The organism is Pseudomonas ficuserectae, assembly GCF_024584585.1.
Taxonomy (GTDB): Bacteria; Pseudomonadota; Gammaproteobacteria; order Pseudomonadales; family Pseudomonadaceae; genus Aquipseudomonas; species Aquipseudomonas amygdali.
Genome location: NZ_CP085684.1, coordinates 5,534,686 through 5,558,493, shown reverse-complemented (window position 1 = coordinate 5,558,493; position 23,808 = coordinate 5,534,686). Strand labels below are relative to the sequence as shown.

Below are 23,808 nucleotides of genomic sequence, written 5' to 3'. Positions count from 1 at the left end.
CAGAGGTCGCAGGGCAGGCGAATGAACTGACACGCACCGTGCTCAGTCCCATGACAGCGGTTATGCTCACCGCTGAATTCAATCAAGAGACACTGTGTGACTGCACTGACCCCACTCGATACCCTCTGGCTGACCGAAGCCGTGCGCCTGCGTGAACACCAGGCTGGCGCGCTGGATGATCAGGAAGCCAATCGCCGCGCCCGGGCGGCCGGAGGCGACCTGAGTGCCCGTATCACCCATCGCGCCCTTGGGCTGGCACAGCGCGACGGCATGCTCGGCGCATTGCATCACTGGAAGCAGGGCGCGCGGTTGGCGTTGATTGCGCTTGCCGTATTCGCTGTCATCAGTGGCGCGGGCCTGGCCTTCGCCGCAATGGGCGACGGGCAGGCACCGGTCAATGTGTTCTGGGCGCTGGGCAGTCTGCTTGGGCTTAATCTGGTGCTGCTGGCTACCTGGGCGCTGGGCTTTATCTTCGCTGGCCGCAGCAACAGCGGGCTGGGCCGCTTATGGCTGTGGTTGAGTGAAAAGCTTGCCCGTGACGCCCAGGCTGCGCAACTTGCTCCGGCATTGGTTCTGCTGCTGCAACGCAAGCGTCTGAATCGCTGGGTGCTTGGCCTGGTGGTTCACAGCCTGTGGCTGCTCGCGCTGGTCAGTGCGCTGGTGGTGCTGTTGATGCTGATGGCGACCCGGCGCTACGGGTTTGTCTGGGAAACCACCATTTTGAGCAGCGACACGTTTGTCAGTCTGACTCAGACACTCAGTACCGTCCCGGCTTGGCTGGGCTTCAGTGTGCCGGACGAAGCCATGATTCGCGCCAGCGGCAATGCAGCGCTGAGTATCGAGAATGCACGCCAGGCCTGGGCTGCGTGGCTGGTGGGCGTGCTGCTGGTCTACGGCATTGTGCCGCGTCTGTTGCTGGCAGCGTTCTGCCTGTGGCGCTGGAAGCAGGGGAGTGCGAGGCTGCGTCTCGATCTTGAGTTGCCCGAGTACCTTGAGCTGCGTGAACGATTGATGCCCAGCAGCGAGCGATTGGGCGTCAATGACGTCGAACCTGCCGCGCTGCATCAGATTCAGCCCGGCGTAGGTGCGTCCGACAGTAATGGCGCGTTGCTGGTGGCCATCGAGCTGGATGATCAACAAGTCTGGCCGCCAGAACTGCCGTCAGGCGTGGTCGATGCGGGCATTCTCGACAGCCGTGAGTCGCGACACAAGCTGCTTGAACAACTGACTCACTATCCGCCTGCGCGCATAGTGATCGCCTGCGACCCGCGCCGCTCGCCGGACCGTGGCAGTCTGGCGTTGATCGCCGAACTGGCACGCTGCGCGGGGGCGACACGTGTATGGCTGTTGCCCGCGCCTGCCGGGCAGGTGCTCGATCTGGAGCGTCTGGGCGACTGGCACGCCGCGCTGGATCAGTTGCAATTGCCGCGCACAGACAGCGCGCCCTTGAACTGGCTGGAGACAGGCCATGACTGAAGCAGACAATGTCCGCGCCATCAAGCTGGCGGTGGTCGGCCACACCAATGTCGGCAAGACTTCGCTGCTGCGTACCCTGACCGGCGATGTCAGCTTCGGCGAAGTGTCTCACCGGCCCAGCACCACCCGCCATGTGGAAGGCGCGCGCCTGTCAGTGGACGGTCAGGCGCTGGTCGATCTGTACGACACGCCCGGCCTGGAAGACGCCATTGCGCTGCTCGATTACCTGGAGCGGCTTGATCGTCCCGGTGAACGTCTGGATGGCCCGGCGCGACTGGCGCGCTTTCTGGAGGGCAGTGAAGCACGCCAGCGCTTTGAGCAAGAGGCCAAGGTCATGCGCCAGTTGCTCGGCTCGGACGCTGGGCTGTATGTGATCGATGCGCGTGAACCGGTACTCGCCAAATACCGTGACGAGCTGGCAGTGCTGGCCAGCTGTGGCAAGCCGTTACTGCCGGTGATGAATTTCGTCAGTGCGCGCGAGCACCGGGAGCCGGAATGGCGAGAGGCGCTTTCACGCTTGGGTTTGCATGCATTAGTGCGTTTCGACAGCGTCGCACCGCCGGAAGATGGCGGTCGTCGTCTGTACGAAAGCCTGGCGCTGCTGCTGGAAAGCGCGCGGCCTCGGCTTGAGCGTTTGATTGAGGATCAGGAGAAACAACGTCGAGCCAGAAAACACAGCGCGGCGCGGCTTATCGCCGAACTGTTGATTGACTGTGCAGCGTGTCGGCGTAGCGTCGAGACCACTGCCGAGCAGGAACAGCAGGCTGTGGAAGCGTTGCGCAAGGCTGTTCGCCAGCGTGAGCAGCAATGTGTCGAGGCGCTGCTCAAGCTGTATGCGTTTCGCAAGGATGATGTGTCTACCAGCGCTTTGCCGTTGATGGATGGCCGTTGGGGCGATGATCTGTTCAATCCGGAAACCCTCAGGTTGATGGGCGTGCGGGTTGGCGGTGGCGTGGCAGCAGGTGCTGCGGCCGGGGCCGGGGTCGACCTGATGGTCGGCGGCGTAACGCTTGGCGCGGCGGCTTTGGTTGGTGCGATTGCAGGCGGTGCCCTGTTGACGGCGCGCAGCTACGGCGGACGATTGCTGGGCAAGTTGAAGGGCCGCAGGGAATTGACGGTGGACGATGCAGTGCTGCGCCTTCTCGCACTGCGACAGGGGCACTTGTTGCTGGCATTGGGAGTGAGAGGCCACGCGGCCATTCACCGCATGGAATTGACCACGCCGCAGGACAAAACCTGGCGCAAAGGCAAAATCCCCGAGCCGCTCACCCGTGCCCGCGCCCACCCGCAATGGTCAACACTCAATCCGCACGCCAAACCGAATCAGGCTGAGCGGCAGGAAGCGATTGATCAGCTGGCGGATGTGGTTTTGCAGGATTGACTAGTCCAGCGCTGAAGACCGGACGCAAAGCGTCCAGAACGGCATGCGACGCGGAGCGTCGCACGATAGTTGAGGTGATCGTTCCTCACGCTCCACCGTAGGAATGCCGTTGCGTCACAGGTCTGTGCAGCGCCACGGCCCCAAGACTGGACGCGGAGCGTCGCACGATAGTTGAGGATGAAGCTGAGCACGATAGTTGAGATATCGTTCCTCACGCTCCAGCGTGGGAATGCCGTGGGTGACGCTCCGCATCACAAATCTGCGCCTTGACGCATCCTCCAGAACCCCCGCATTCAGGCGCTTTTCAGCTTGCCGTTTGCCGGCGAAAACCTGCCGATTATTTTTTATTGATTGATCGTTCAATAAAAAATCTTTAGACTGGCCTCACCGTTTTGGTACAACGATCATTGCAGACACCCGGGAGAATCGCGCCAATGCCCAAGGTCGGAATGCAACCCATCCGCCGCCAACAACTGATCCAGGCCACGCTCACAGCGGTCGATCAGGTCGGTATGGGCGACGCCAGCATTGCTCTGATTGCGCGACTGGCGGGCGTGTCCAACGGCATCATCAGTCACTATTTTCAGGACAAGAACGGCCTGATCGCCGCCACGATGCGGCATCTGATGAACGCCTTGATCCAGAACGTCCGCGAACGTCGGCAGGCGCTGACCGAAGACAGCCCAAGGGCTCATCTGCAAGTGATCATCGAAGGTAACTTCGACGCCAGTCAGGTCAGCGGCCCGGCCATGAAAACCTGGCTGGCCTTCTGGGCGACCAGCATGCATCACCCTTCGCTGCACCGATTGCAGCGTATCAACGACCACCGTTTGTATTCGAACCTGTGCTGTCAGTTCCGCCGTACCTTGCCACTGGAACAGGCACGCAGCGCCGCCCGCGGGCTTGCTGCCTTGATAGATGGGCTGTGGCTGAGAGGCGCGTTATCAGGCGATGCATTCGACACCGAGCAAGCACAACGGATTGCCTACGAATACATGGATTTCCAATTGGCGAAATCGGCGAGCTGAGGCTTTCGAAGCCCCTTACCGAACGACTGTAAAAGCCTGTTGCCGAACGAACCCGGCACACTGAAATCAGTCATCGCCCCCCACTGAATTTGCGAGGACTTTATGGCCCGTTTTGAACTGCAGAAACTTTACATCGATGGCGGTTACGTCGATGCCAGCAACACTGAAACCTTCGATGCCATCAACCCGGCGAACGGCGAAGTACTGGCGCAGATCCAGCGCGCCGGCAAGGAAGACGTCGAGCGCGCAGTCGTTGCTGCTGAAAAAGGCCAGAAGATCTGGGCGGCCATGACCGCCGTCGAGCGTTCGCGCATCCTGCGCCGTGCTGTCGACATCCTGCGTGAGCGCAACGATGAGCTGGCCGCGCTGGAAACGCTGGACACCGGTAAAGCCATTTCCGAAACCCGCTACGTGGATATCGTGACCGGCGCTGACGTACTGGAATACTACGCAGGCCTGGTGCCTGCCATCGAAGGCGAACAGATCCCGCTGCGTGATTCCTCTTTCGTTTACACCCGCCGAGAGCCGCTGGGTGTGGTTGCAGGCATCGGTGCTTGGAACTATCCGATCCAGATCGCCCTGTGGAAATCCGCACCGGCGCTGGCTGCGGGCAACGCGATGATCTTCAAACCAAGTGAAGTCACCTCGCTGACCACTCTGAAACTGGCAGAAATCTACACCGAAGCTGGCGTGCCAAATGGCGTGTTCAATGTGCTGACCGGTAGCGGTCGCGAAGTCGGCACCTGGATCACCGAGCACCCGCGCATCGAGAAAGTCTCGTTCACCGGCGGCACCGACACCGGCAAGAAAGTCATGGCCAGTGCCTCAAGCTCGTCGCTCAAGGAAGTGACCATGGAGCTGGGCGGCAAGTCGCCGCTGATCGTGTTTGACGACGCTGATCTGGACCGTGCTGCCGACATCGCAATGATGGCCAACTTCTATAGCTCCGGCCAGGTCTGCACCAACGGTACGCGTGTGTTTGTACCGAACGCGTTGAAAGCCGAGTTCGAAGCGAAAATCCTTGAGCGTGTGAAGCGTATTCGCGCCGGTAACCCGGAAGACGAAAACATCAACTTCGGCCCGCTGGTCAGCTTCGAGCATATGGAAAGCGTGCTGGGCTACATCGCCAAGGGCAAAGAGCAGGGCGCACGCCTGTTGTGCGGCGGTGATCGTCTGACCGGTGGTGTGTTCGACAAGGGTGCGTTCGTTGCGCCGACCGTGTTCACCGACTGCACCGACGAGATGACCATCGTGCGTGAAGAAATCTTCGGCCCGGTGATGAGCATCCTCGGTTACGACACCGAAGACGAAGTGGTGCGCCGCGCCAACGACACCGACTTCGGTCTGGCCGCAGGCATCGTGACTCGCGACCTGAACCGCGCACACCGCGTGATTCATCTGTTGGAAGCCGGTATCTGCTGGATCAACGCCTGGGGCGAGTCGGCGGCACAAATGCCGGTCGGCGGTTACAAGCAATCGGGTGTTGGTCGTGAGAACGGCATCAGCTCGCTGGCGCAGTACACGCGGATCAAGTCGGTACAGATCGAGCTGGGCGACTACGCCTCGGTTTTCTAAACACGCTTCAAGTGGCACGCGGCAAACCTCAAGCAGACGCAATCAAAAGCGGCTTGCCGCACCCCATTTTCACAAGTATCGCCTCGCTGCTTCTGCTTGCAGCCGAGGCTTGAGACTTGCAGCTCTATGAGGGAGCCTCTATGACGACTCAATCCGAATACGACTACATCATCATTGGTGCCGGCTCTGCCGGTAACACCCTGGCAGCCCGTCTCACCGAAGACGCAGGCGTCACCGTTCTGCTGCTCGAAGCCGGTGGCCCGGACTACCGGCTGGATTTCCGTACGCAGATGCCAGCCGCTCTGGCATTCCCGCTGCAGGGCCGCCGCTATAACTGGGCTTACGAGACCGAGCCAGAGCCACACATGAACAACCGCCGCATGGAATGCGGTCGTGGTAAAGGCCTGGGCGGTTCGTCGCTGATCAACGGCATGTGCTACATCCGCGGTAACGCGATGGACTATGACGGCTGGGCCAAGGAGCCGGGCCTTGAAGACTGGAGCTACCTCGATTGCCTGCCGTACTTCCGCAAGGCCGAAACCCGCGACATCGGCCCGAATGACTACCACGGTGGTGAAGGTCCGGTCAGCGTGACCACGCCCAAGGCGGGCAACAATCCGCTGTTCCACGCGATGGTCGAGGCGGGCGTGCAAGCCGGTTTCCCGCGCACTGACGACCTCAATGGTTATCAGCAGGAAGGTTTCGGTCCGATGGACCGCACCGTGACGCCTAAAGGTCGTCGCGCCAGTACCGCCCGTGGTTATCTGGACGAGGCCAAGAAGCGCTCGACCCTGACCATCGTCACTCACGCGCTGACCGATCGCATTCTGTTCGAAGGCAAGCGTGCCGTCGGCGTGGCGTACCTGGTAGGTGACAGCGACACCCGCATCCAGGCCCGTGCCCGCAAGGAAGTGCTGCTGTGTGGCGGCGCGATCGCTTCGCCACAGATTCTCCAGCGTTCCGGCGTCGGCCCGGCCGAAGTGCTGAACAAGCTGGATATTCCGGTGGTTCATGACCTGCCGGGCGTTGGCCAGAACCTTCAGGATCATCTGGAGATGTACCTGCAGTACGCCTGCACCCAGCCGGTGTCGCTGTACCCTTCGCTGAAGTGGTGGAACCAGCCTGCCATCGGTGCCGAGTGGATGTTCCTCGGTACAGGTATCGGTGCGAGCAACCAGTTTGAAGCCGGTGGTTTCATTCGCTCCAGTGAAGCGTTCGAATGGCCTAACATTCAGTACCACTTCCTGCCGGTCGCGATTAACTACAACGGCACCAAGGGCGTTCAGGAACACGGTTTCCAGGCTCATGTCGGCTCGATGCGTTCGCCGAGCCGTGGTCGTGTGCAGGTCAAATCCAAAGACCCGCGCGAGTACCCGAGCATCCTGTTCAACTACATGTCCAGTGAGCAGGACTGGCAGGAGTTTCGCGATGGCATCCGCCTGACGCGCGAGATCATGCAGCAACCGGCTCTGGACCCGTACCGTGGCCGCGAAATCAGCCCCGGCATCGATGTCCAGTCTGATGAAGCGCTGGATCAGTTCGTGCGCGAGCATGCTGAAACGGCTTATCACCCGTCCTGCTCGTGCAAGATGGGCACCGACGAGATGGCCGTTGTCGACGGTCAGGGCCGTGTGCATGGCCTGCAAAGCCTGCGCGTAGTCGATGCCTCGATCATGCCGATCATCACCACCGGTAACCTGAATGCACCGACAATCATGATCGCCGAGAAAATCGCCGACAAGATCCGTGGTCGCCAGCCGCTGCCACGCAGCACGGCCGACTACTTCGTCGCAGGCGACAAGCCGGCACGCGGCAAGCCGCTGCGCGAGATCAGCCACCAGGCCTGATCTGACGACGGGCGTCCTCCCTGGACGCCTTTCGTTGTGCATGCTCCAGCGTGAATGCATTTCACACTGGAGCATCGGCACGATAGTTACCAGATTCTCGTTCCTCACGCTCCAGCGTGGGAATGCATTTCCCGACGCTCCGCGTCGCAATGGACGCGGAGCATTGGTACGAGCGCGAACTCGATTCAGACCCTCCTCCCGACAGACGCGAATTGCCACCATCCCTCCGCTCTGCCACAATCGCGAATGATTCTCTTTAGTTAGATCTTTCTCATCGAGGCTATTCGTGTCGTCAGTCCCAAGCACTCATAGCGAGATTGTTGGCGCGCTGTATCGCGATCATCGTGGTTGGCTGCTGGCCTGGCTCAGACGCAATGTCGCCTGTCCACAGCGTGCTCAGGATTTGAGTCAGGACACGTTCGTGCGTTTGCTCGGGCGACAGGAATTGCTGACGCCCAGAGAGCCTCGAGCGTTCCTGGCGGCCGTTGCCAAGGGACTGATGTTCGACTACTTCCGCCGCGCTGCGCTGGAGCAGGCTTATCTCGGGGAGTTGATGCAGGTTCCCGAGGCCGAGCAGCCTTCGCCGGAAGAGCAGATGCTGATTCTGGAAGACCTCAAAGCGATCGACCGTATGCTGGGCAGCCTCTCCAGCAAAGCACGGGCAGCTTTTCTGTACAGTCGCCTCGACGGGCTGAGCCACGGCGAAATTGCCGAGCGGCTGGGCGTCTCGGTTTCACGCGTCAGGCAATACCTGGCTCAAGCCATGCGTCAGTGCTATGTGGCGCTCTACGGTGAGCCGACATGAACACCAGGCCGGTATCCGCTCATGTTCTGGACGCCGCGATCCAGTGGCAATTGAACATGGATGGCAGCAGCGGCAATGACGCTGAGCTTGCTCGCTGGCTGGCCGCCGACGAAGAGCATGCCAGGGCCTGGAGCCAGTTGGGCATGGTCAATCAGCGTTTTGCCTTGCCAGCAGGTCCGGCGCGCAAGGCATTGCAGCACTCGCCTGGTGCCCAGCGGCATAGCTTGCGCAAGCTTGGCGGCGGTCTGGTCGGCGTGTTCATGGCGTTGGGGCTGGCATTGTTCGTCGGCGACCGCTACCTGCCGATAGACTACTGGCTTGCCGATCAGCGCACCGCCACCGGTGAACAGCGTGACGTGCGTCTGGCGGACAACACCCTGATTCGCCTTAACACCCACAGCGCGATTGATGTGCGCTTCGATGCGCAGCAACGTCGGGTGATTCTGCGGGACGGCGAAATAATGGTGCAGACCGGCAATCATGACGATCCGCGTCCCTTCATCGTCGAAACTGCGGATGGCAAAATGCGCGCCCTGGGTACGCGCTTTCTGGTCCGCCGCGAGCCAGACGGAACACTGCTCAGCGTGCTGCAATCAGCGGTTGCCGCCAATGCGCGCAATGCGTCCGGTGAACAGGTTCTGCGCGAGGGCCAGCAGGTTCTCCTCACGCGCAATGGCCTTGGTCCGTTGCTCAGCATGCCTTCCGGCGTCGACGCCTGGACGCGCGGCATGTTGGTGGTGGACAACGCCCGGCTGGCGGACATGCTTGCTGAACTGGGTCGTTACCGTACAGGCCATCTGGGTGTCGACTCGACCGTGGCTGATCTGCGTATTACCGGCACATTCCCGCTGGCCGACACTGACCTGGCGCTCAAGGCGTTGTTGCCGACCTTACCCGTGCAGATCGAACAACACACCGCGTGGTGGGTCACTGTGCTGGCCAGGGATGAGCAGGCCAGCAGCAATCCGGCAAAACTCTGAAACATGCCTCTTCATGCCTGCACCGGATCGCCCTGACACTTTCCGGTTTCGAGCGGCTTAGTCTTACAAGTCATTTCGGGGGCACGCTCGGTTTTGCGTCCCTTCGCCTGTGGATAAACCATGAAAAGCCAAACCGTGCGCCGCTGGTCCATCGTGCATACCTGGAGCAGCCTGATTTGCACCCTGTTTTTGTTGATGCTCGCGGTTACAGGACTGCCGTTGATCTTCCATCATGAAATCGATCACCTGCTGGGCGACGCCCCGCAGTACCAGGAGATGCCTGCCGACACGCCGCATCTGAACCTGGAGCAACTGGCCAGGGCCGCCGAAGCACATCGCCCCGGCGCGGTGATGCAGTATTTCGGCTGGGATGACGAAGACCCCAATGGCGTGATGGCCATCACCGCGGCAACCGCAGGTACCGAGCCCAATTCCTCGCATACCTTCGCCCTTGATGCACGCACCGGTGAAGCGCTGGAAATGCCTTCTGCCAATGGCGGCTTCATGATGGTCATGCTGCGCCTGCACGTAGACATGTACGCCAACCTGCCCGGCAAATTGTTGCTGGCGTTCATGGGTTTGCTGTTTGTGGTGGCGATTGTTTCCGGGACCGTGTTGTATGCGCCGTTCATGCGCAAGCTGGAGTTCGGCCAGGTGCGGGTCAATAAATCCAGGCGTACGCGTTGGCTGGACCTGCACAACCTGATCGGCGTAGTGACATTGACCTGGGCGCTGGTGGTGGGCGTGACGGGGGTGATCAGTGCCTGTGCCGATCTGCTGATTGCCTCTTGGCGCAATGATGCGCTGGCCACCATGATCGCCCCTTACAAGGACGCGCCGCCATTGACCCAGCGCGCCCCGGCGACTCGATTGCTGGAAATTGCCGAATCCGCTGCGCCCGGCATGCAGGCCGATCTCATCGCTTTCCCCGGTATGCGCTTCTCCAGCGAGCATCATTACGCGGTGTTCCTCAAAGGCAACACGCACTTGACTGCGCACCTGGCCACGCCAGTGCTGATCGACGCGCAGACGCTACAAGTCACGGCCGTGGTCGAGCGTCCCTGGTACATGGATGCATTGGGTATGTCGCAACCTCTGCATTTCGGTGATTACGGCGGCATGCCGATGAAGATTCTCTGGGCGGTACTGGATGTGCTGACCATCATTGTGCTTGGCAGCGGGGTGTACCTGTGGTGGGTGAGACGGCGTGCCACGCGCTCGGTGAGCGTGATTCGCGCTCAGGCGGCGCAATGAGTTCCAGGCCATCGCGATTCTGGAAGACCTTTGCGATACCCGCCTTGATAGCGCTGCTTATCGGCGTCGGCTTGTTCGCCGCGCTGCTGGGTGATGGCTGGTGGGATACGCTGGCGTGGCTGGGCATGGGGACGGCTGCCCTGTTGAGCATCAAGGGCTTGCTGGTGCGGCGCGGCTGATTGAAACGCTCATTGCAGGCGCGTCACAGGCTGACTAGTCTAGGATCCTGTCTCATTCGAGGAACACCCATGTCAGCGCCCACGATGACGTTGTACTTCAACGCCGCCTCGCCTTTTGCCCGCAAGGTGATGGTGATGCTTCATGAAACCGCTCAGCTCGACCGCGTCGAGTTGCAGACCACAGTGCTGACGCCGGTCAGCCCGTCTGCCGAGCTCAATGAAGACAACCCGGCCGGCAAACTTCCCGCGCTAAGACTGGCTGACGGTAATGTCATTCATGACAGCCGGGTGATTCTTGATTTTCTCGACCACCAGCACGTGGGCCTGCCACTGATCCCCCGGGAAGGCTCGGCACGCTGGAGGCGCCTGACCCTGGCTTCGCTGGCCGATGCGGTGTTGGATGCAGCGGTAATGATCCGCTACGAAACTGCCTTGCGTCCGCAGGAAAAACACTGGGACCAGTGGCTGGACAACCAGCAGCAGAAGATTGAACGCTCGCTGCATTACTTCGAAAGCGATGCGGTCACCGAGCTCAGCACATCCTTTGATGTCGCATCGATCAGCGTCGCCGTGGCGCTCGGTTATCTGGACTTTCGCCAGCCGGATCTGAACTGGCGCAGCACTTATCCGCGACTGGCCGCCTGGTATCTGGACGTCAGTCAACGCCCGTCGATGATCGCGACCCTGCCGCCAGTTTGAGTCAATCTGCGCCGCGCCGCACAGTCAAGATAGGACGCGCAGCGTCCTGAACGGCATACCCACGCGGAGCATGGGTACGATGGTGTTCTCGCGTGCGGCTATCGTTCCTCACGCTCCAGCGTGGGAATGCCGTGGGTGACGCTCTGCGTCACAGATCTGCGCCGCGCCACGCCCTCAAGACCGGACGCGGAGCGTCCAGAACGGCATGCGACGCGGAGCGTCGCACGATAGTCAGGAAGAAGCATGAGCACGATAGACGCCTCAGCAGTCAGGCTGGTCAGCGGTATAGCGGCGTGCCGGATTAACCGCTGCGTCGAACTCGCGCAGCGCCTTGGCACCGATCAGTAGCGGGAAGTTGAAGTGGCTGCGGTCGACCAGGTTGACTTCGACCGTGCGCTTCTTGTTTCCCAGGCACAGTTCCAGGTCTACAACAGGACGCTTGGCAGGGTTGATGCCTTCGTCATCTTCGTCATCACCTTCTGCACGCCCTTTGATCTTGCTGATCCGCGACACCTTGTGCTCATACACCTTGTTGTCGGCGCCCTTGGTTGCCAGACGGAATCGCACCCAGTCATCGCCATCACGCTGGAACAGCTCGATGTCCTTGGCCGACAGTGAAGCAGTCAGTGCGCCGGTGTCCATCTTGGCCTTGAAGGTCTGGTCTACGTCCAGAACCTTGATGTTCTCGTAGCGGCCATACAGCGTCGGTTCAGCAGCCATGACCGGCAGGGCCAGCAACGACAATAGCGCCAGGATCGGTTTCACGTGAGAGGTTCCTCGCAATGGTTAGCGCCTGATTGGCGCGCGGTTTTAGACAGCGAACCTGCAGTAGGTTCGCCAGCAAGAGTGTCAGGCCAGCATACGTGCCCGGACGTGAAACATTTGTAAGCACCTGTGTAATTGGCGTAAAACGCGTGGGTCTTTATTATTGCCGCCCCTGAACCTTCAAGAGTCCGCCATGCGCCGTCTGCTCACCGGCTGTTTTGTTGCTTTGTTGTTACTGATCAATACGCTGGTATTGATAGGTCCGTTATTGGTTTTTGCCTTGCTCAAGCTGCTGTTCAGAGGCCAAATGCGCGATCGCTGTTCAGTCGCCGTTATGTGGATTGCCGAAACCTGGGCCGAGATCGACAAGGTCATCTTCGCAACCTGTGTACCGACGCAATGGGATATTCGTGGCGATGAGGGCTTGCGCGGTGATACTTCGTATCTGGTCATCAGCAATCATCAGTCGTGGGTGGATATTCCCGCGCTGGTCCAGGCACTCAACCGGCGCACGCCCTTCTTCAAGTTTTTCCTGAAAAAAGAACTGATCTGGGTGCCTCTGCTGGGCCTGGCGTGGTGGGGGCTGGATTACCCGTTCATGAAGCGCTACAGCAAGGCGTTTCTGGCGAAGCACCCGGAACTGAAGGGCAAGGATCTGGAAATCACCAAGGCCGCCTGCGAGCTGTTCAAGCGTCAGCCAGTGACCATCGTCAACTATCTGGAAGGCACGCGCTTTACTCCGGGCAAACATGCGACTCAAGCATCGCCCTATACCCATCTGCTCAAACCCAAGGCCGGTGGCGTCGCATTCGTGCTGGCTGCCATGGGCGAGCAACTGGACGCCATTCTGGATGTCACCGTGGTCTATCCGGGTTCAGGCATTCCGGGGTTCTGGGACATGCTGTGCGGGCGGGTGCCCAAGGTGATTGTCGACATCAAAACCCGCGAAATGGACCCGGCACTGTGGCAGGGCGATTACGAGAACGATCCGGTGTTTCGCGAGAAAGTGCAGGGTTGGGTCAATCAGCTCTGGGACGAAAAGGATGCGCGTATTGCGGCGTTGCGGCTGGAGTTGCCTGGGCACTGACAGTTCTGACAGGTAGACGAGGCGAAACTGGCGGATGAAACTGGCCTTTAATGTTGCCGGAATCCGCTCTCATGTCATCGCCCCATGTTTCGCCGATCGGCCTATACCGTTACGACGCACTGAACCGACTGGCAAGCATCGCCCCTACGGGGCAGGAGGTCGTCAGGCGTTTCTATCGAAACAACCGCCTGACCACAGCAATACAGGGCACTTCCCACCATTCTGTCGTTCAGGCAGAGGGTCTTTTACTGGCATTGCGCCGTGTGGAATCTGATCAGGTCCTGTTCGATCTGCTTGCGACAGATCAAGCCAACTCGGTGCTGCACAGCCTTGATGCCATGCGCAATCAGGCGTTTGTCTACAGCCCTTATGGCCTGCGATCCCTGCGAACATCCGCACTGAGCGTACCTGGTTTTACAGGGCAGACGATTGATCCGATCACTGGATATTACTTGCTGGGCAATGGACTTCGCGCATTCAACCCGACGCTGATGCGCTTTAACAGCCCGGATACGCTGAGCCCGTTTGGTGAGGGCGGGATAAATGGTTATGCCTACTGTGGAGGAGACCCTGTCAATAATGTCGATCCGACGGGGCAAGTATTTAAGGTGGTTGTAGCAGTTTTCAGTACGCGTACGATAAAGTCTGTAAAGCTGATCAGCGAGCAATTTAACGACGTGATTGAAACAGCCCGCAAAGGGCTGATCCCTGCGGTTGGCTCATCGACGCCTCTGCAAGGCAGTAGAAAATGGCTTGATGACGCGCTTGAACGATTCAATGACAGCCAGTCTTCCTTCATCAAAAACCTCCGTCAAGTGAATCGCCATTTTGCGACTTACGGAGACGGAAGGTTAAGTTTTGAGCAGGCCGAGTATTACGCGGGGCTGGCGTCGCAAGTGTATTCGGGGAAAAAAAGCGACCCGGCCGCCTTTGGGGCGGCTGCTATCAAATGGGCAAGGCACTTTCCTGAAGACCGCAGCACCGCCATGGTTGGTGCGGCCTTCAATTCAGCAGGTGCGTTGATCTCAGGCGCTGTGCAAAAAAAGCAGTACAAGACCGGAGATATATTGAGGAACGCTACACGTATAAGGTCCGGTTCAACTGCCGGAACCCCATAACCCACTCAGGCTCTGCAACGCCGAACCGCTGGCACCTTGCTGCCCGAGGTATTGCAGAATCAGCGGGGCAAACTGGCTGACCATCGTGCTGTCCATGCCCAGTGCCTTGAAGGCGTTATTCACATCACCCATGCTCTGCACGTTGCCCAGTGCGCTGTTGAGCATCGAGTTATCGCCGGACTTGCCACCGAGCAGGCTGCCCAGTGCGTTTGCGCCTCCCAGGCTGTCCAGTGCGGAGGTGCCGGACATCTGCTCCAGGCCGGGAACCGATTTGGCCAACTGCGAATAATCGGTGCTGGTCAGCTTGTTCTTCGCCAGCCCGAGCAATGCGCCTGTTCCGCCAACGGCTTGTTCAGGGGTGACATTGAGCTGGGTGCCAAGGGTATTAAGCAGTCCTGCGACTTCAGGGGCCGCTGTGGCTTTCTGATTGCCACTCGTGGCATTGGAAACCGCATTTGCGGCGTCATTCAGATTGAAGGCAAACACCGGGCTTGCAGCCAGTGCCATCAACGTTACCAAAGCCATACCGCGTGCAGTTTTCATTGCGTCACCCTTATCAAACCTGAACCGCCCATGCCATGAGTGGGCGGTAAAGCAGACGGTTTGACTGTGAGCAACAGAGGCTTGTTCCCAACGCGCTGAAGACAGGCAGTTATTTCATTTGCCTGAATCGGCTCTGGCAGACGAGGTGGGCTCCCTAGCATTTCTGCTAGCTGTGCAGCACGAGATAACACGCCCAGAATTACGGTTCTATCATCGATTGCCGCAGGTGATGTTCATGTCTTCTGCCAGCCCTGTAGTGCTCTGCACTTACCATTACGACGCAACGGATCGCTTGGCCGACTGCTCGCCTGCCGGGCAGGGGAGCGACCGGTTCTTTTATCAGCAGAATCGCTTGGCGACGCAAATTCAGGGGCAGATACAGCACACGCTTCTGCGTACGGACGAGCATTTGCTGGCTCACCTGAGTGTAGAAAACAACCAGAACGATTGTCTGTTACTGGCGACGGATCAACAGCAGTCCGTGATCGCGGCACAGGGTTTGGCGTTTGCTTATACGCCTTACGGCCATCGTTACCCTTCAGGCCCCGCAAGCCTGCCGGGCTTTACCGGCCAGCGGCCTGACCCGATTACAGGGCATTATTTGCTGGGCAATGGGTATAGGGCTTTTAATCCGGTGTTGATGAGGTTCAATAGTCCGGACAGTTTGAGCCCGTTTGGCGAGGGCGGGTTGAATGCGTATGCATATTGTGAGGAGGACCCGGTTAATCGGGTTGATCCGGGCGGACATTTGCCAACGTTTTTAGTGAGCATTTTGAAAAGAGCAAGCAGTGTGAAAAAGCGCTTACTTGGTCGAAACGTTAGCCAGGATTCTCTATCTTCCCCGTTGCTTGATCCTGTCGAGAGTTTCGGGTCCACACAGGTAACTACTTCAACTAACTCGGTGAGCTCGCATATGTCTGCATCTGGTATTATCGATAGGTCACAATTTGTTGCCCCACCACCCCGCCCTCCCAAGAAAGGACTGCCGAGCAATGTCCCACCGCCCATCCCTCCAAAGAAAGGGCCGCCCAGCAATGCTCCACCATTCGTTCCTGCTCGAAAAAGTTACCTGAGGATAGAAGGTGAAGATGTAGACATTCATGAAGCTAAGGAAGGTCTGAAAAAGCCTTTTCTTCAAAAGTCGAAGCCAGTAAATACAGGCGCTCCAGCCCGGTTCCTCTCCAAAAAAATGGACTTTTTCAGAAGATACCTAAAAGACGGCTTGATGAACTGGTCCTGACAAATGAATCATATATTGGTAAAGGTGATGTTGTACCGTATGCTGTAAAGAATAATCTTGACTATTATAGACGTGCGGTTGAGCGTCTTAGAGGTGGCAATGGCACTATCGAGAAGCGGGCGGGCGCGTCAAATCGATTCCGATAATGGCCAACCACCCAGTCGGTTAAAGGGGTAGGCGGAGCGCCTTTTAACCATGACGCTGATAATAAGTTTTGTTGTGTTTAAGTCATGCCCATCAATGAGTGAAGGGCGCTTCGGTCTGTGCGCCGGCATGACTGTGTTCAGCGCCTTTCGGCCTGGCACCTAGTAGTTCTGCTAGCTGGGCGCAAGCAGATAGTCAGCCCAGACTTGCTGCAATGGGTGACTTCAAGGAGTGAAGCCATGGCTTCGTCTGGGCAATCCGTGCTCTGTGTTTATCGCTACGATCCATTGGATCGCCTGGCCGATTGTTCGGCCGCGGGGCAGGGCAGCACTCGCCTTTTTTATCAGAAGACACTCTTGGCTACGCAGATTCAGGGGCAGGTCCAGCACACGCTTATGCGCACGGATGAGCATTTGCTGGCGTGCCTGAGTGCAGAAAATAATCAGCGCGACGGCACGTTGTTGGCGACGGATCAACAGCAGTCAGTGATTGCCGCTCAGGGGTTGGAGTTTGCCTACATGCCTTACGGACATCGTCATCCTTCAGGCCCCGCAAGCCTGCCGGGCTTTACCGGCCAGCGAGTTGACCCGGTGACGGGGCACTATTTGCTGGGGAATGGGTATCGGGCGTTTAACCCGATGTTGATGAGGTTCAACAGCCCGGACAGTCTGAGCCCGTTTGGTGAGGGTGGGGTGAATGCGTATGGGTATTGTGGGGGGGATCCGGTCAATCGGATCGATTTGACTGGGCATATGTTTAATCCATTCATGCTTGCTTTAAAGATAATAAAAGCCAAAAAGAAATCAACTCTTACTGTAGGCGGCTCTTCGTCTGCTGAACTTGTTTCAGTGGGTTCGAGTCGCAGTCCAGGGGTTAATTCTACCGTGGGTTCATTATCCGAAACTTCATCGGCTGGTAGGTCGGGATTAACTGCGCAAGAGCTAAATCATCCTGGAAAGATAATAAATAAGTCGAGGCAAAATCTTGTTGTTGACGGCGCGTATGGAAAATACGGCGCGTTGGAATACAATTTTAATCTAGCGGAATTTTGGAAGAGGACATATGCGCTTCAAGGTATTTCCCCGCCTATAGAGTTTATCGAAAGCTATAAGCTTCTTGAAAAGAGATTTTTGAGCGTTTCAAGGACGCTAACCGGGGCGCCACCCCCCCCCAGTTACGACTTTGCGACGCAGCTTCCGCCACCCTATAGTAAGAGTAAGTTAAGGATATTCAGGACGTCAAACAGAATAAGGCGGACGGAATAAAAGACCGATTGCTCGGCCTTTTATTGAGAGGCGAAATGGGCAAGCGTTTTTTTTCAGTTAGGCACCAAACAACCGATGCGGATCAATCACAAACTTCTTCGGCACGCCCGAATCAAACTCGCCATAACCCCGCGGCGCATCATCCAGACTGATCACCTCGACACCCACTATGTCGGCGATCTTGATGCGGTCCCACATGATCGCCTGCATCAGCTGGCGGTTGTATTTCATGACCGGGGTCTGGCCGGTGTGGAAGCTGTGGGATTTGGCCCAGCCCAGGCCGAAGCGAATGCTCAGGCTGCCCATTTTTGCGGCGGCGTCCACGGCTCCCGGGTCTTCGGTGACGTACAGGCCGGGGATGCCGATCTTGCCTGCCACTCGTACCACGCCCATCAACGAGTTGAGAACGGTGGCGGGTGCTTCGGCCTGAGCGCCAGCATGGCCGTGACCGCGTGCTTCGAAGCCTACGGCGTCGATGGCGCAATCCACTTCAGGCTCGCCGAGCAGGGCAGCGATCTGTTCGTGCAATGGCGTGTCCAGGGACAGGTCAGCAATTTCGAAGCCTTGGGCCTTGGCGTGGACCAGGCGTTTCGGGTTGACGTCGCCGACGATTACCACCGCCGCGCCCAACAAGCGTGCTGACGCCGCCGCAGCCAGGCCGACCGGGCCAGCGCCTGCTACGTAAACCGTGCTGCCAGGGCCAACCCCGGCAGTCACTGCACCGTGGTAGCCGGTGGGCAGGATGTCGGACAGGCAGGTCAGGTCGCGGATTTTCTCCATCGCCGCGTCGCGGTCTGGCAGTTTGAGCAGGTTGAAGTCAGCGTAAGGCACCAGCACGTATTCAGCCTGACCGCCGACCCAGTCGCCCATGTCGACGTAGCCGTATGCACCGCCGGGGCGGGCCGGGTTGACCGTCAGGCAGACGCCAGTGTTCTGTTCCTTGCAACTGCGGCAGCGACCGCAGGCCACGTTGAACGGCACAGAAACTAGATCGCCGACTTTCAGATGTTCCACGTCTCGCCCGGCTTCCAGCACCTCGCCGGTGATTTCATGACCCAGGACCAACCCGGTTTGCGCCGTCGTGCGACCACGCACCATGTGTTGGTCCGAGCCGCAGATATTGGTGGAGACTACGCGCAGGATCACGCCGTGTTCGATGCGCTTGCCGCGTGGGTCTTCCATTTTCGGGAAGGGGATTGATTGCACTTCGACCTTGCCAGCGCCGAGATACACTACACCGCGATTACCAGACATACATGTCACCTCGCTTTTATTGTGGTGGAGCAGAGAGAAGCAGTTGCAGCTATAAAACCACCGTCCTGTTGGCGTTGAGAAACACCCGCCGTTCAATGTGATAGCCCACTGCGCGGGCCAGTGTCAGACCTTCGATGTCTCGACCTTTGGCAATCAGGTCTTCGGGATAGTGGCTGTGATCAACCACTTCCACGCCTTGAGCAATGATCGGGCCTTCGTCCAGATCGTTGTTGATGTAATGCGCGGTGGCACCCACCAGTTTCACACCCTTGTTGTAAGCCTGATGGTAAGGCTTGGCACCCTTGAAACCGGGCAGCAGCGAGTGGTGGATGTTGATCGCCTTGCCGTCCAGCTTGCGGCACAAATCGGGTGAAAGGACCTGCATGTAGCGAGCGAGAATCACCAGCTCTGCGCCGGATTTTTCGATCACCTGCCAGACCTTCGCTTCCTGCGCAGGCTTGTCGTTCGGGTCCAGAGGGAAATGGTAGTACGGAATACCGTGCCAGCCAGCCAATGGCTCAAGATCCGGGTGATTGGACACCACCGCGACCACGTCCATGGACAGTTGATTGATACGCTGGCGATAGAGCAGATCGTTCAGGCAGTGATCGGCTTTTGAAACCATGATCACCACTTTTGGCCGGTAGTTGGGTGCTGTGAGTTCGAAGATCATGCCGAAGGCTTCGCCTCGTTCGCTCAGCCCGGCCCGGAAAGCCTGTTCGTCGAAAGCCTGGGGCTGACGAAATTCCACGCGTATGAAGAAACGCCCTGACAGGCGATCATCGAAGGAGTGGTGCTCAGTGACGTAGCAGCCCTGCTCGAACAGGAAGCGGGTCACCGCATCTACCGTGCCCAGTACACTGGGGCAGTCGGCGGTCAAAATCCACGTATCGGGCGCGCGGCTCATTGAATCAAAGCTCCTGAATGTTCGTTATCCACAGATACGGCTGACTCTTGTGCCAATGCTCCGCGTTATACACAAATCTTGTGGGAGCGTACCGGGCGACGCTTCGCTTGTTCGCGAAGGGGGCGGTACATTCACCGGAAATGCATCGTCTGGACTACCGTCTTCGCGGACAAGTCCGCTCCCACAGGCCTCTCCCTCTGGAGTCTTCATTGAGACCGACGCTGCGGTTTCAGCCCCGGTTCCCGGCTCTTCACGCCTGAATGCTCAGCCCGTACTCGGCACTCGCATCCTGCAACCACAGCCACCAGTAATCCGAGAAGCTGCGGCGGACCAGCAGCTCCCAGGTTTCTTCACCGGTCCGGCGGATCACCAGTTGCGACTTGGCGAACACCGTGCCGACGGCCTTGCCCACCGGGAAGTTGTCCGGGTGCACGTCGTAGCTGGTGGATTTCATCAATACCTGGCGCACTTTCGGACCGGTCAGTTCGAGGATCGACTGGCCGCCACTGACGTTGACGATGGAGATATGCAGCCCGGTCAGCGCCTCGCGCAGCTTTTGCTCTGCCGCGAACTCTTCGCCGCTCGGCACGATCAGCAGCCATTCATCCGGGCCAAGCCATTGCAGCGAGCTTTCGCCACTGATGACCAGCATCAGTGCGGCGGGAAGCTCCATGCCAAGCGCCTTGTGTACGCCTGCGGCGAAGGCCGGATCGTGGGCATTGCCACGAATCGTCAGATGGCCCAGCAGCTTTTTCTCGCGCAGGAACACGCCGGGGCTGGCGCGTCCCTTGCCGATCAGGCTGTCGAGGTTTGCGTGGAACAGCGGCGACTCGGCTTTGACATCGGTGGTCGGGCTCTGCTGGTAAACGTTCGCTGTGGTCATGAATCACCTGCCTTGAATTCTGTTTGCTGCTGATGATCGGCGCTCCGCGTGTTACTCGACATTCTGGCGCTCGCCCTTTGGATCGAAGAACACCGAGGAAACGATCTCGGCTTCGATCACGCTGCCGTCTGCCAGAGGCGCGAAGACCCGCTCTCCCATACGCGCCAGGCCGCCTTTGACCACGCCCATCGCAAACGAATAACCCAGCGAGTTGTGTGCATAGCTGGAAGTTACATGGCCAACCATGCTCATCGGGATCGTCTGTTTGGTATCGAACACCAGTTGCGCGCCCTCTGGTAGCCATTTGGTCGGGTCGACAGGCTTGAGGCCGACCAGTTGCTTGCGCTGTTCGCGTACACAGTCTTCGCGATTCATGCCGCGCCAGCCGATCCAGGAGAATGGCTTGGTCCGGCCGACACACCAGCCCATGTTCAGGTCGTCGGGCGTCATCGAGCCGTCGGTGTCCTGACCGACGATGATGAAACCCTTCTCTGCGCGCAGCACGTGCATGGTCTCGGTGCCGTAAGGCGTCAGGTTGTACTGTTTGCCTGCCTCGGCGATCTTTTCCAGAACGCCCATGGCGTAGTCAGCCTGGATGTTGACCTCGTAGGAAAGCTCGCCGGTAAAGGAGATACGGAACACGCGTGCCGGCACGCCTGCGACCAGACCTTCTTTCCAGGTCATGAACGGAAACGCTTCACGGCCCAGGTCGATATCGGTGACTTCGCTGAGCAGCTTGCGGCTGTTGGGGCCGGACAGCGTCAGCGTCGCCCAGTGATCGGTCACTGAGGTGAAATACACTTTCAGGTCCGGCCATTCGGTCTGCTGATAGATTTCCAGCCATTGCAGGACGCGTGCAGCGCCGCCTGTGGTGGTAGTCATCAGGAAGTGGTTGTCGGCGAGGCAGGCAGTCACGCCATCATCGAAGACCATGCCGTCTTCCTTGCACATCAGACCGTAGCGGGCCTTGCCCACGTCCAGTTTGGTCCACGCGTTGGTGTAGATGCGGTTGAGGAATTCGCGGGCATCCGGGCCTTGAATGTCGATTTTGCCCAGCGTCGAAGCGTCCAGCAGACCCACACTGTCACGCACCGCCTTGCATTCGCGAGCGACGGCTGCGGGCAGGTCTTCACCGTTTTTCGGGAAGTACCACGGGCGTTTCCACTGGCCGACGTCTTCGAATTCGGCACCGTTTTTGACATGCCAGGCGTGCAGTGCGGTGAAACGCACCGGTTCGAAGATGTGCTTGCAATGACGCCCGGCTATCGCGCCGAACGTGACCGGCGTGTAGTTGGGACGGAACATAGTGGTGCCCATTTCCGGGATCGACACGTTCAGTGAACGGGCGGCGATGGCCAGACCGTTGACGTTGCCCAGCTTGCCCTGATCAGTACCGAAACCCAGCGCGGTGTAGCGTTTTACGTGCTCGACCGACTCGAAACCTTCACGGGTCGCCAGCTCGATGGCGGCAGCGGTCACGTCGTTCTGCAGGTCGACGAATTGCTTGGGGGCCCGAGCGGTGCCTTTTTCGTGCGGCACCTGAAACAGCGCCAGTGTCGGTTCTTCGGCGCGACTGAGGGCTTTGGGCATCACGCCTTCGACCACCTTGAAGCCTGCTTCGCTGGCCGCGCGCACGCCACCTTCGAAGCCATCGGCCAGGCTGTCAGCCAGACTGTAGACGCCGTTGACGCCGCCTACGCAGATACGTTTCTGCGGTGCTTCGCCCGGTACAAACCCGAGGATGTCCTCACGCCATACCGGCTTGCCACCCAAGTGCGAGGCCAGGTGCACAATCGGGCTGTAGCCGCCAGAGCTGGCCACCAGATCGCAATCAAGCCATTCGCCGGGGCTGGTGACTGCGTGCGTCTTGACGTCGATTGCGGCGACGCGGGCAGCTGTCACGCGTTTGCTGCCACGCGCTTCAATCACTGCGCTGCCGGTCAGGATGCGAATGCCTTTGGCGCGGGCTTCCTCAACCAGCGGGCCGCGCGGGTTGTGCCGAGCATCGGCAATCGCAACCACTTGCAGGCTGGCGTCGAGCCAGTCCAGCGCAACGCGGTAGGCATGGTCGTTGTTGGTGGATAGCACCAGTTTTTTACCCGGCGCTACGCCGTAACGCCGGACATAAGTAGAAACGGCGCCTGCCAGCATGTTGCCCGGCACATCGTTGTTGCCGTAAACCAGCGGGCGCTCGTGAGTACCGGCAGCCAGCACCACACGCTTGGCGCGTACCCGGTGCATACGTTGGCGAACCATGCCGATGGGGGCGCGATCACCGAGGTGATCGGTCAGACGTTCGTGAATGGTCAGGAAATTGTGATCGTGGTAGCCGTTGACCGTGGCGCGCGGCAGCAGTGTCACGTTGCGCAGGCTTTTCAGCTCGGCGACCACCGTAGCTACCCATTCAGCAGCGGGCTTGCCATCGAGACTTTCACGGCTGTCGAGCAGACTGCCGCCGAACTCTTCCTGTTCATCCGCAACGATCACTCGGGCACCACTGCGGCCCGCAGCCAGCGCGGCGGCCAGGCCGGCAGGGCCTGCGCCGACGATCAGCACGTCACAGTGCTGGTTCATCGCGTCATAGCTGTCCGGATCGTTCTCGGTCGGCGAGCGCCCCAGGCCCGCAGCCTTGCGGATGTACTTTTCGTAAGTCATCCAGAACGATTGCGGGTACATGAAGGTTTTGTAGTAGAAGCCCGGTGGCATCAGCTTGCCGCCAAGCTTGCCCAAAATGCCCATGACGTCGGTGTTCACGCTTGGCCAGCCGTTGGTGCTGGTGGCGACCAGTCCTGCATAGAGCGCTTGTTGCGTGGCGCGCACGTTGGGGATTTGCGTCGCTTCGGTCGCGCCGATCTGCAACACGGCGTTTGGCTCTTCCGAACCCGCTGCGAAGATGCCGCGCGGGCGGGAGTATTTGAAGCTGCGGCCGATGATATCGACGCCGTTGGCCAGCAGGGCAGAGGCCAGCGAGTCGCCTTCAAAGCCCTGATAGGTCTGGCCGTTGAAGGTGAAGTTGAGCACCTTGCTGCGATTGATACGGCCGCCGTTGGGCAGGCGCTGGGTCTGGCTCATACCTTGTCTCCCTGATCCGTGAACTGCGGCTTCGTACCAATCGGATAGGTTTCGAGAATCTCGTAGGTCACGGTATTGCGCGTCATGTTGAAGTACTGGCGGCAACCGGCAGCGTGTATCCACAGCTCGTGGTGCAGGCCGCGCGGGTTATCGCGAAAGAACATGTAGTCGCCCCATTGCTCATCGGTGCAGGCACCTGGGTCCAGCGGGCGCGGAATGTGCGCCTGGCCGGACGGGTGGAATTCCTCTTCGGAGCGCAGTTCGCCACAGTGAGGACAGAAGATATGCAGCATGGTCGGGTTCTCC

Annotated in this window: 21 protein-coding genes; 14 read left to right on the top strand and 7 right to left on the bottom strand. The window is 59.1% G+C overall.

Annotated features, from left to right (window positions below; all coding sequences use genetic code 11):
* Positions 1–96: 96 nt before the first annotated feature.
* The 10 genes from LJU29_RS24905 to LJU29_RS24860 all read left to right on the top strand — a co-directional run bounded on the left by LJU29_RS24905 (position 97) and on the right by LJU29_RS24860 (position 11,224).
* The gene (locus tag LJU29_RS24905) at positions 97–1,476 is read left to right on the top strand and encodes a DUF2868 domain-containing protein (protein ID WP_257111325.1); all 1,380 of its coding nucleotides are present in this window, start codon (positions 97–99) and stop codon (positions 1,474–1,476) included.
* Positions 1,469–2,857, top strand: a complete 1,389-nt coding sequence (locus LJU29_RS24900) for a GTPase/DUF3482 domain-containing protein (RefSeq protein ID WP_257111324.1) — start codon at positions 1,469–1,471, stop codon at positions 2,855–2,857. The genes LJU29_RS24905 and LJU29_RS24900 overlap by 8 nt, the downstream gene beginning before the upstream one ends.
* Before the next feature lie 434 nt (positions 2,858–3,291).
* Positions 3,292–3,885 (top strand): transcriptional regulator BetI, encoded by a 594-nt coding sequence (betI, locus tag LJU29_RS24895; RefSeq protein WP_002555619.1) that lies wholly within the window; start codon positions 3,292–3,294, stop codon positions 3,883–3,885.
* 102 nt (positions 3,886–3,987) lie between these two features.
* Positions 3,988–5,460, top strand: coding sequence for a betaine-aldehyde dehydrogenase (gene betB / locus LJU29_RS24890; RefSeq protein WP_122322471.1), 1,473 nt, complete (start codon positions 3,988–3,990; stop codon positions 5,458–5,460).
* 140 nt (positions 5,461–5,600) lie between these two features.
* Positions 5,601–7,307 (top strand): choline dehydrogenase, encoded by a 1,707-nt coding sequence (gene betA / locus LJU29_RS24885; RefSeq protein WP_122322470.1) that lies wholly within the window; start codon positions 5,601–5,603, stop codon positions 7,305–7,307.
* Positions 7,308–7,593: 286 nt separating this feature from the next.
* Complete coding sequence (locus tag LJU29_RS24880; protein WP_002555616.1) at positions 7,594–8,112, top strand: RNA polymerase sigma factor; 519 nt, start codon at positions 7,594–7,596, stop codon at positions 8,110–8,112.
* Positions 8,109–9,092 carry a FecR domain-containing protein gene (locus LJU29_RS24875; RefSeq protein ID WP_054995901.1) on the top strand — a complete coding sequence of 328 codons (984 nt, stop codon included), beginning with the start codon at positions 8,109–8,111 and terminating at the stop codon, positions 9,090–9,092. The genes LJU29_RS24880 and LJU29_RS24875 overlap by 4 nt, the downstream gene beginning before the upstream one ends.
* Before the next feature lie 120 nt (positions 9,093–9,212).
* Complete coding sequence (locus tag LJU29_RS24870) at positions 9,213–10,346, top strand: PepSY-associated TM helix domain-containing protein (RefSeq protein ID WP_257111323.1); 1,134 nt, start codon at positions 9,213–9,215, stop codon at positions 10,344–10,346.
* A complete protein-coding gene (locus tag LJU29_RS24865; protein WP_004654803.1) occupies positions 10,343–10,525 on the top strand; it encodes a hypothetical protein in 183 nt (60 codons plus the stop codon). Before LJU29_RS24870 ends, LJU29_RS24865 begins: the two co-directional genes overlap by 4 nt.
* A gap of 69 nt (positions 10,526–10,594) precedes the next feature.
* The gene (locus LJU29_RS24860) at positions 10,595–11,224 is read left to right on the top strand and encodes a glutathione S-transferase family protein (protein ID WP_005781167.1); all 630 of its coding nucleotides are present in this window, start codon (positions 10,595–10,597) and stop codon (positions 11,222–11,224) included.
* A 261-nt stretch (positions 11,225–11,485) separates the two neighbouring features.
* Here LJU29_RS24860 and rloA2 read toward each other — a convergent pair whose 3' ends face one another.
* A complete protein-coding gene (rloA2, locus tag LJU29_RS24855) occupies positions 11,486–11,989 on the bottom strand; it encodes a retropepsin-like aspartic peptidase RloA2 (RefSeq protein WP_002555611.1) in 504 nt (167 codons plus the stop codon).
* Between the two features lie 193 nt (positions 11,990–12,182).
* Between rloA2 and yihG the strand changes: the two genes are divergently transcribed.
* Positions 12,183–13,076 carry a 1-acylglycerol-3-phosphate O-acyltransferase, YihG family gene (gene yihG, locus LJU29_RS24850; protein ID WP_057423321.1) on the top strand — a complete coding sequence of 298 codons (894 nt, stop codon included), beginning with the start codon at positions 12,183–12,185 and terminating at the stop codon, positions 13,074–13,076.
* A 71-nt stretch (positions 13,077–13,147) separates the two neighbouring features.
* The gene (locus LJU29_RS24845; protein ID WP_257111322.1) at positions 13,148–14,194 is read left to right on the top strand and encodes an RHS repeat-associated core domain-containing protein; all 1,047 of its coding nucleotides are present in this window, start codon (positions 13,148–13,150) and stop codon (positions 14,192–14,194) included.
* Here the strand turns inward: LJU29_RS24845 and LJU29_RS24840 are convergent.
* Positions 14,174–14,737, bottom strand: coding sequence for a DUF2780 domain-containing protein (locus LJU29_RS24840; RefSeq protein ID WP_004654797.1), 564 nt, complete (start codon positions 14,735–14,737; stop codon positions 14,174–14,176). The two genes, LJU29_RS24845 and LJU29_RS24840, sit on opposite strands and share 21 nt — an antisense overlap.
* Positions 14,738–14,972: 235 nt before the next feature.
* Here LJU29_RS24840 and LJU29_RS24835 point away from each other — a divergent pair, with 235 nt between their 5' ends.
* On the top strand, positions 14,973–15,977 hold the full coding sequence (locus LJU29_RS24835) for an RHS repeat-associated core domain-containing protein (protein ID WP_257111321.1): 1,005 nt from the start codon (positions 14,973–14,975) through the stop codon (positions 15,975–15,977).
* A 383-nt stretch (positions 15,978–16,360) separates the two neighbouring features.
* Positions 16,361–17,386 carry an RHS repeat-associated core domain-containing protein gene (locus tag LJU29_RS24830; protein WP_257111320.1) on the top strand — a complete coding sequence of 342 codons (1,026 nt, stop codon included), beginning with the start codon at positions 16,361–16,363 and terminating at the stop codon, positions 17,384–17,386.
* Between the two features lie 57 nt (positions 17,387–17,443).
* On the opposite strand, the gene fdhA is transcribed toward LJU29_RS24830, so the two are convergent.
* The 5 genes from fdhA to LJU29_RS24805 form a co-directional block, all read right to left on the bottom strand.
* On the bottom strand, positions 17,444–18,640 hold the full coding sequence (gene fdhA / locus LJU29_RS24825) for a formaldehyde dehydrogenase, glutathione-independent (RefSeq protein WP_122322460.1): 1,197 nt from the start codon (positions 18,638–18,640) through the stop codon (positions 17,444–17,446).
* A 49-nt stretch (positions 18,641–18,689) separates the two neighbouring features.
* A complete protein-coding gene (gene purU, locus LJU29_RS24820) occupies positions 18,690–19,547 on the bottom strand; it encodes a formyltetrahydrofolate deformylase (RefSeq protein ID WP_257111319.1) in 858 nt (285 codons plus the stop codon).
* Positions 19,548–19,797: 250 nt separating this feature from the next.
* Complete coding sequence (locus tag LJU29_RS24815; protein WP_257111318.1) at positions 19,798–20,430, bottom strand: sarcosine oxidase subunit gamma; 633 nt, start codon at positions 20,428–20,430, stop codon at positions 19,798–19,800.
* Between the two features lie 51 nt (positions 20,431–20,481).
* Positions 20,482–23,502: a sarcosine oxidase subunit alpha gene (locus LJU29_RS24810; RefSeq protein ID WP_257111317.1), complete on the bottom strand. Its 3,021-nt coding sequence runs from the start codon at positions 23,500–23,502 to the stop codon at positions 20,482–20,484.
* A complete protein-coding gene (locus tag LJU29_RS24805; RefSeq protein ID WP_002555603.1) occupies positions 23,499–23,795 on the bottom strand; it encodes a sarcosine oxidase subunit delta in 297 nt (98 codons plus the stop codon). Before LJU29_RS24805 ends, LJU29_RS24810 begins: the two co-directional genes overlap by 4 nt.
* Positions 23,796–23,808 lie beyond the last annotated feature (13 nt).

Coding starts and splice junctions, on each gene's coding strand:
- yihG (WP_057423321.1), top strand. CDS start 12,183: ATGCGCCGTCTGCTCACCGGCTGTTTTGTTGCTTTGTTGTTACTGATC.
- LJU29_RS24870 (WP_257111323.1), top strand. CDS start 9,213: ATGAAAAGCCAAACCGTGCGCCGCTGGTCCATCGTGCATACCTGGAGC.
- LJU29_RS24900 (WP_257111324.1), top strand. CDS start 1,469: ATGACTGAAGCAGACAATGTCCGCGCCATCAAGCTGGCGGTGGTCGGC.
- LJU29_RS24865 (WP_004654803.1), top strand. CDS start 10,343: ATGAGTTCCAGGCCATCGCGATTCTGGAAGACCTTTGCGATACCCGCC.
- LJU29_RS24860 (WP_005781167.1), top strand. CDS start 10,595: ATGTCAGCGCCCACGATGACGTTGTACTTCAACGCCGCCTCGCCTTTT.
- betA (WP_122322470.1), top strand. CDS start 5,601: ATGACGACTCAATCCGAATACGACTACATCATCATTGGTGCCGGCTCT.
- fdhA (WP_122322460.1), bottom strand. CDS start 18,640: ATGTCTGGTAATCGCGGTGTAGTGTATCTCGGCGCTGGCAAGGTCGAA.
- LJU29_RS24830 (WP_257111320.1), top strand. CDS start 16,361: ATGGCTTCGTCTGGGCAATCCGTGCTCTGTGTTTATCGCTACGATCCA.
- LJU29_RS24845 (WP_257111322.1), top strand. CDS start 13,148: ATGTCATCGCCCCATGTTTCGCCGATCGGCCTATACCGTTACGACGCA.
- LJU29_RS24875 (WP_054995901.1), top strand. CDS start 8,109: ATGAACACCAGGCCGGTATCCGCTCATGTTCTGGACGCCGCGATCCAG.
- betI (WP_002555619.1), top strand. CDS start 3,292: ATGCCCAAGGTCGGAATGCAACCCATCCGCCGCCAACAACTGATCCAG.
- LJU29_RS24840 (WP_004654797.1), bottom strand. CDS start 14,737: ATGAAAACTGCACGCGGTATGGCTTTGGTAACGTTGATGGCACTGGCT.
- betB (WP_122322471.1), top strand. CDS start 3,988: ATGGCCCGTTTTGAACTGCAGAAACTTTACATCGATGGCGGTTACGTC.
- LJU29_RS24805 (WP_002555603.1), bottom strand. CDS start 23,795: ATGCTGCATATCTTCTGTCCTCACTGTGGCGAACTGCGCTCCGAAGAG.
- LJU29_RS24810 (WP_257111317.1), bottom strand. CDS start 23,502: ATGAGCCAGACCCAGCGCCTGCCCAACGGCGGCCGTATCAATCGCAGC.
- LJU29_RS24835 (WP_257111321.1), top strand. CDS start 14,973: ATGTCTTCTGCCAGCCCTGTAGTGCTCTGCACTTACCATTACGACGCA.
- purU (WP_257111319.1), bottom strand. CDS start 19,547: ATGAGCCGCGCGCCCGATACGTGGATTTTGACCGCCGACTGCCCCAGT.
- LJU29_RS24815 (WP_257111318.1), bottom strand. CDS start 20,430: ATGACCACAGCGAACGTTTACCAGCAGAGCCCGACCACCGATGTCAAA.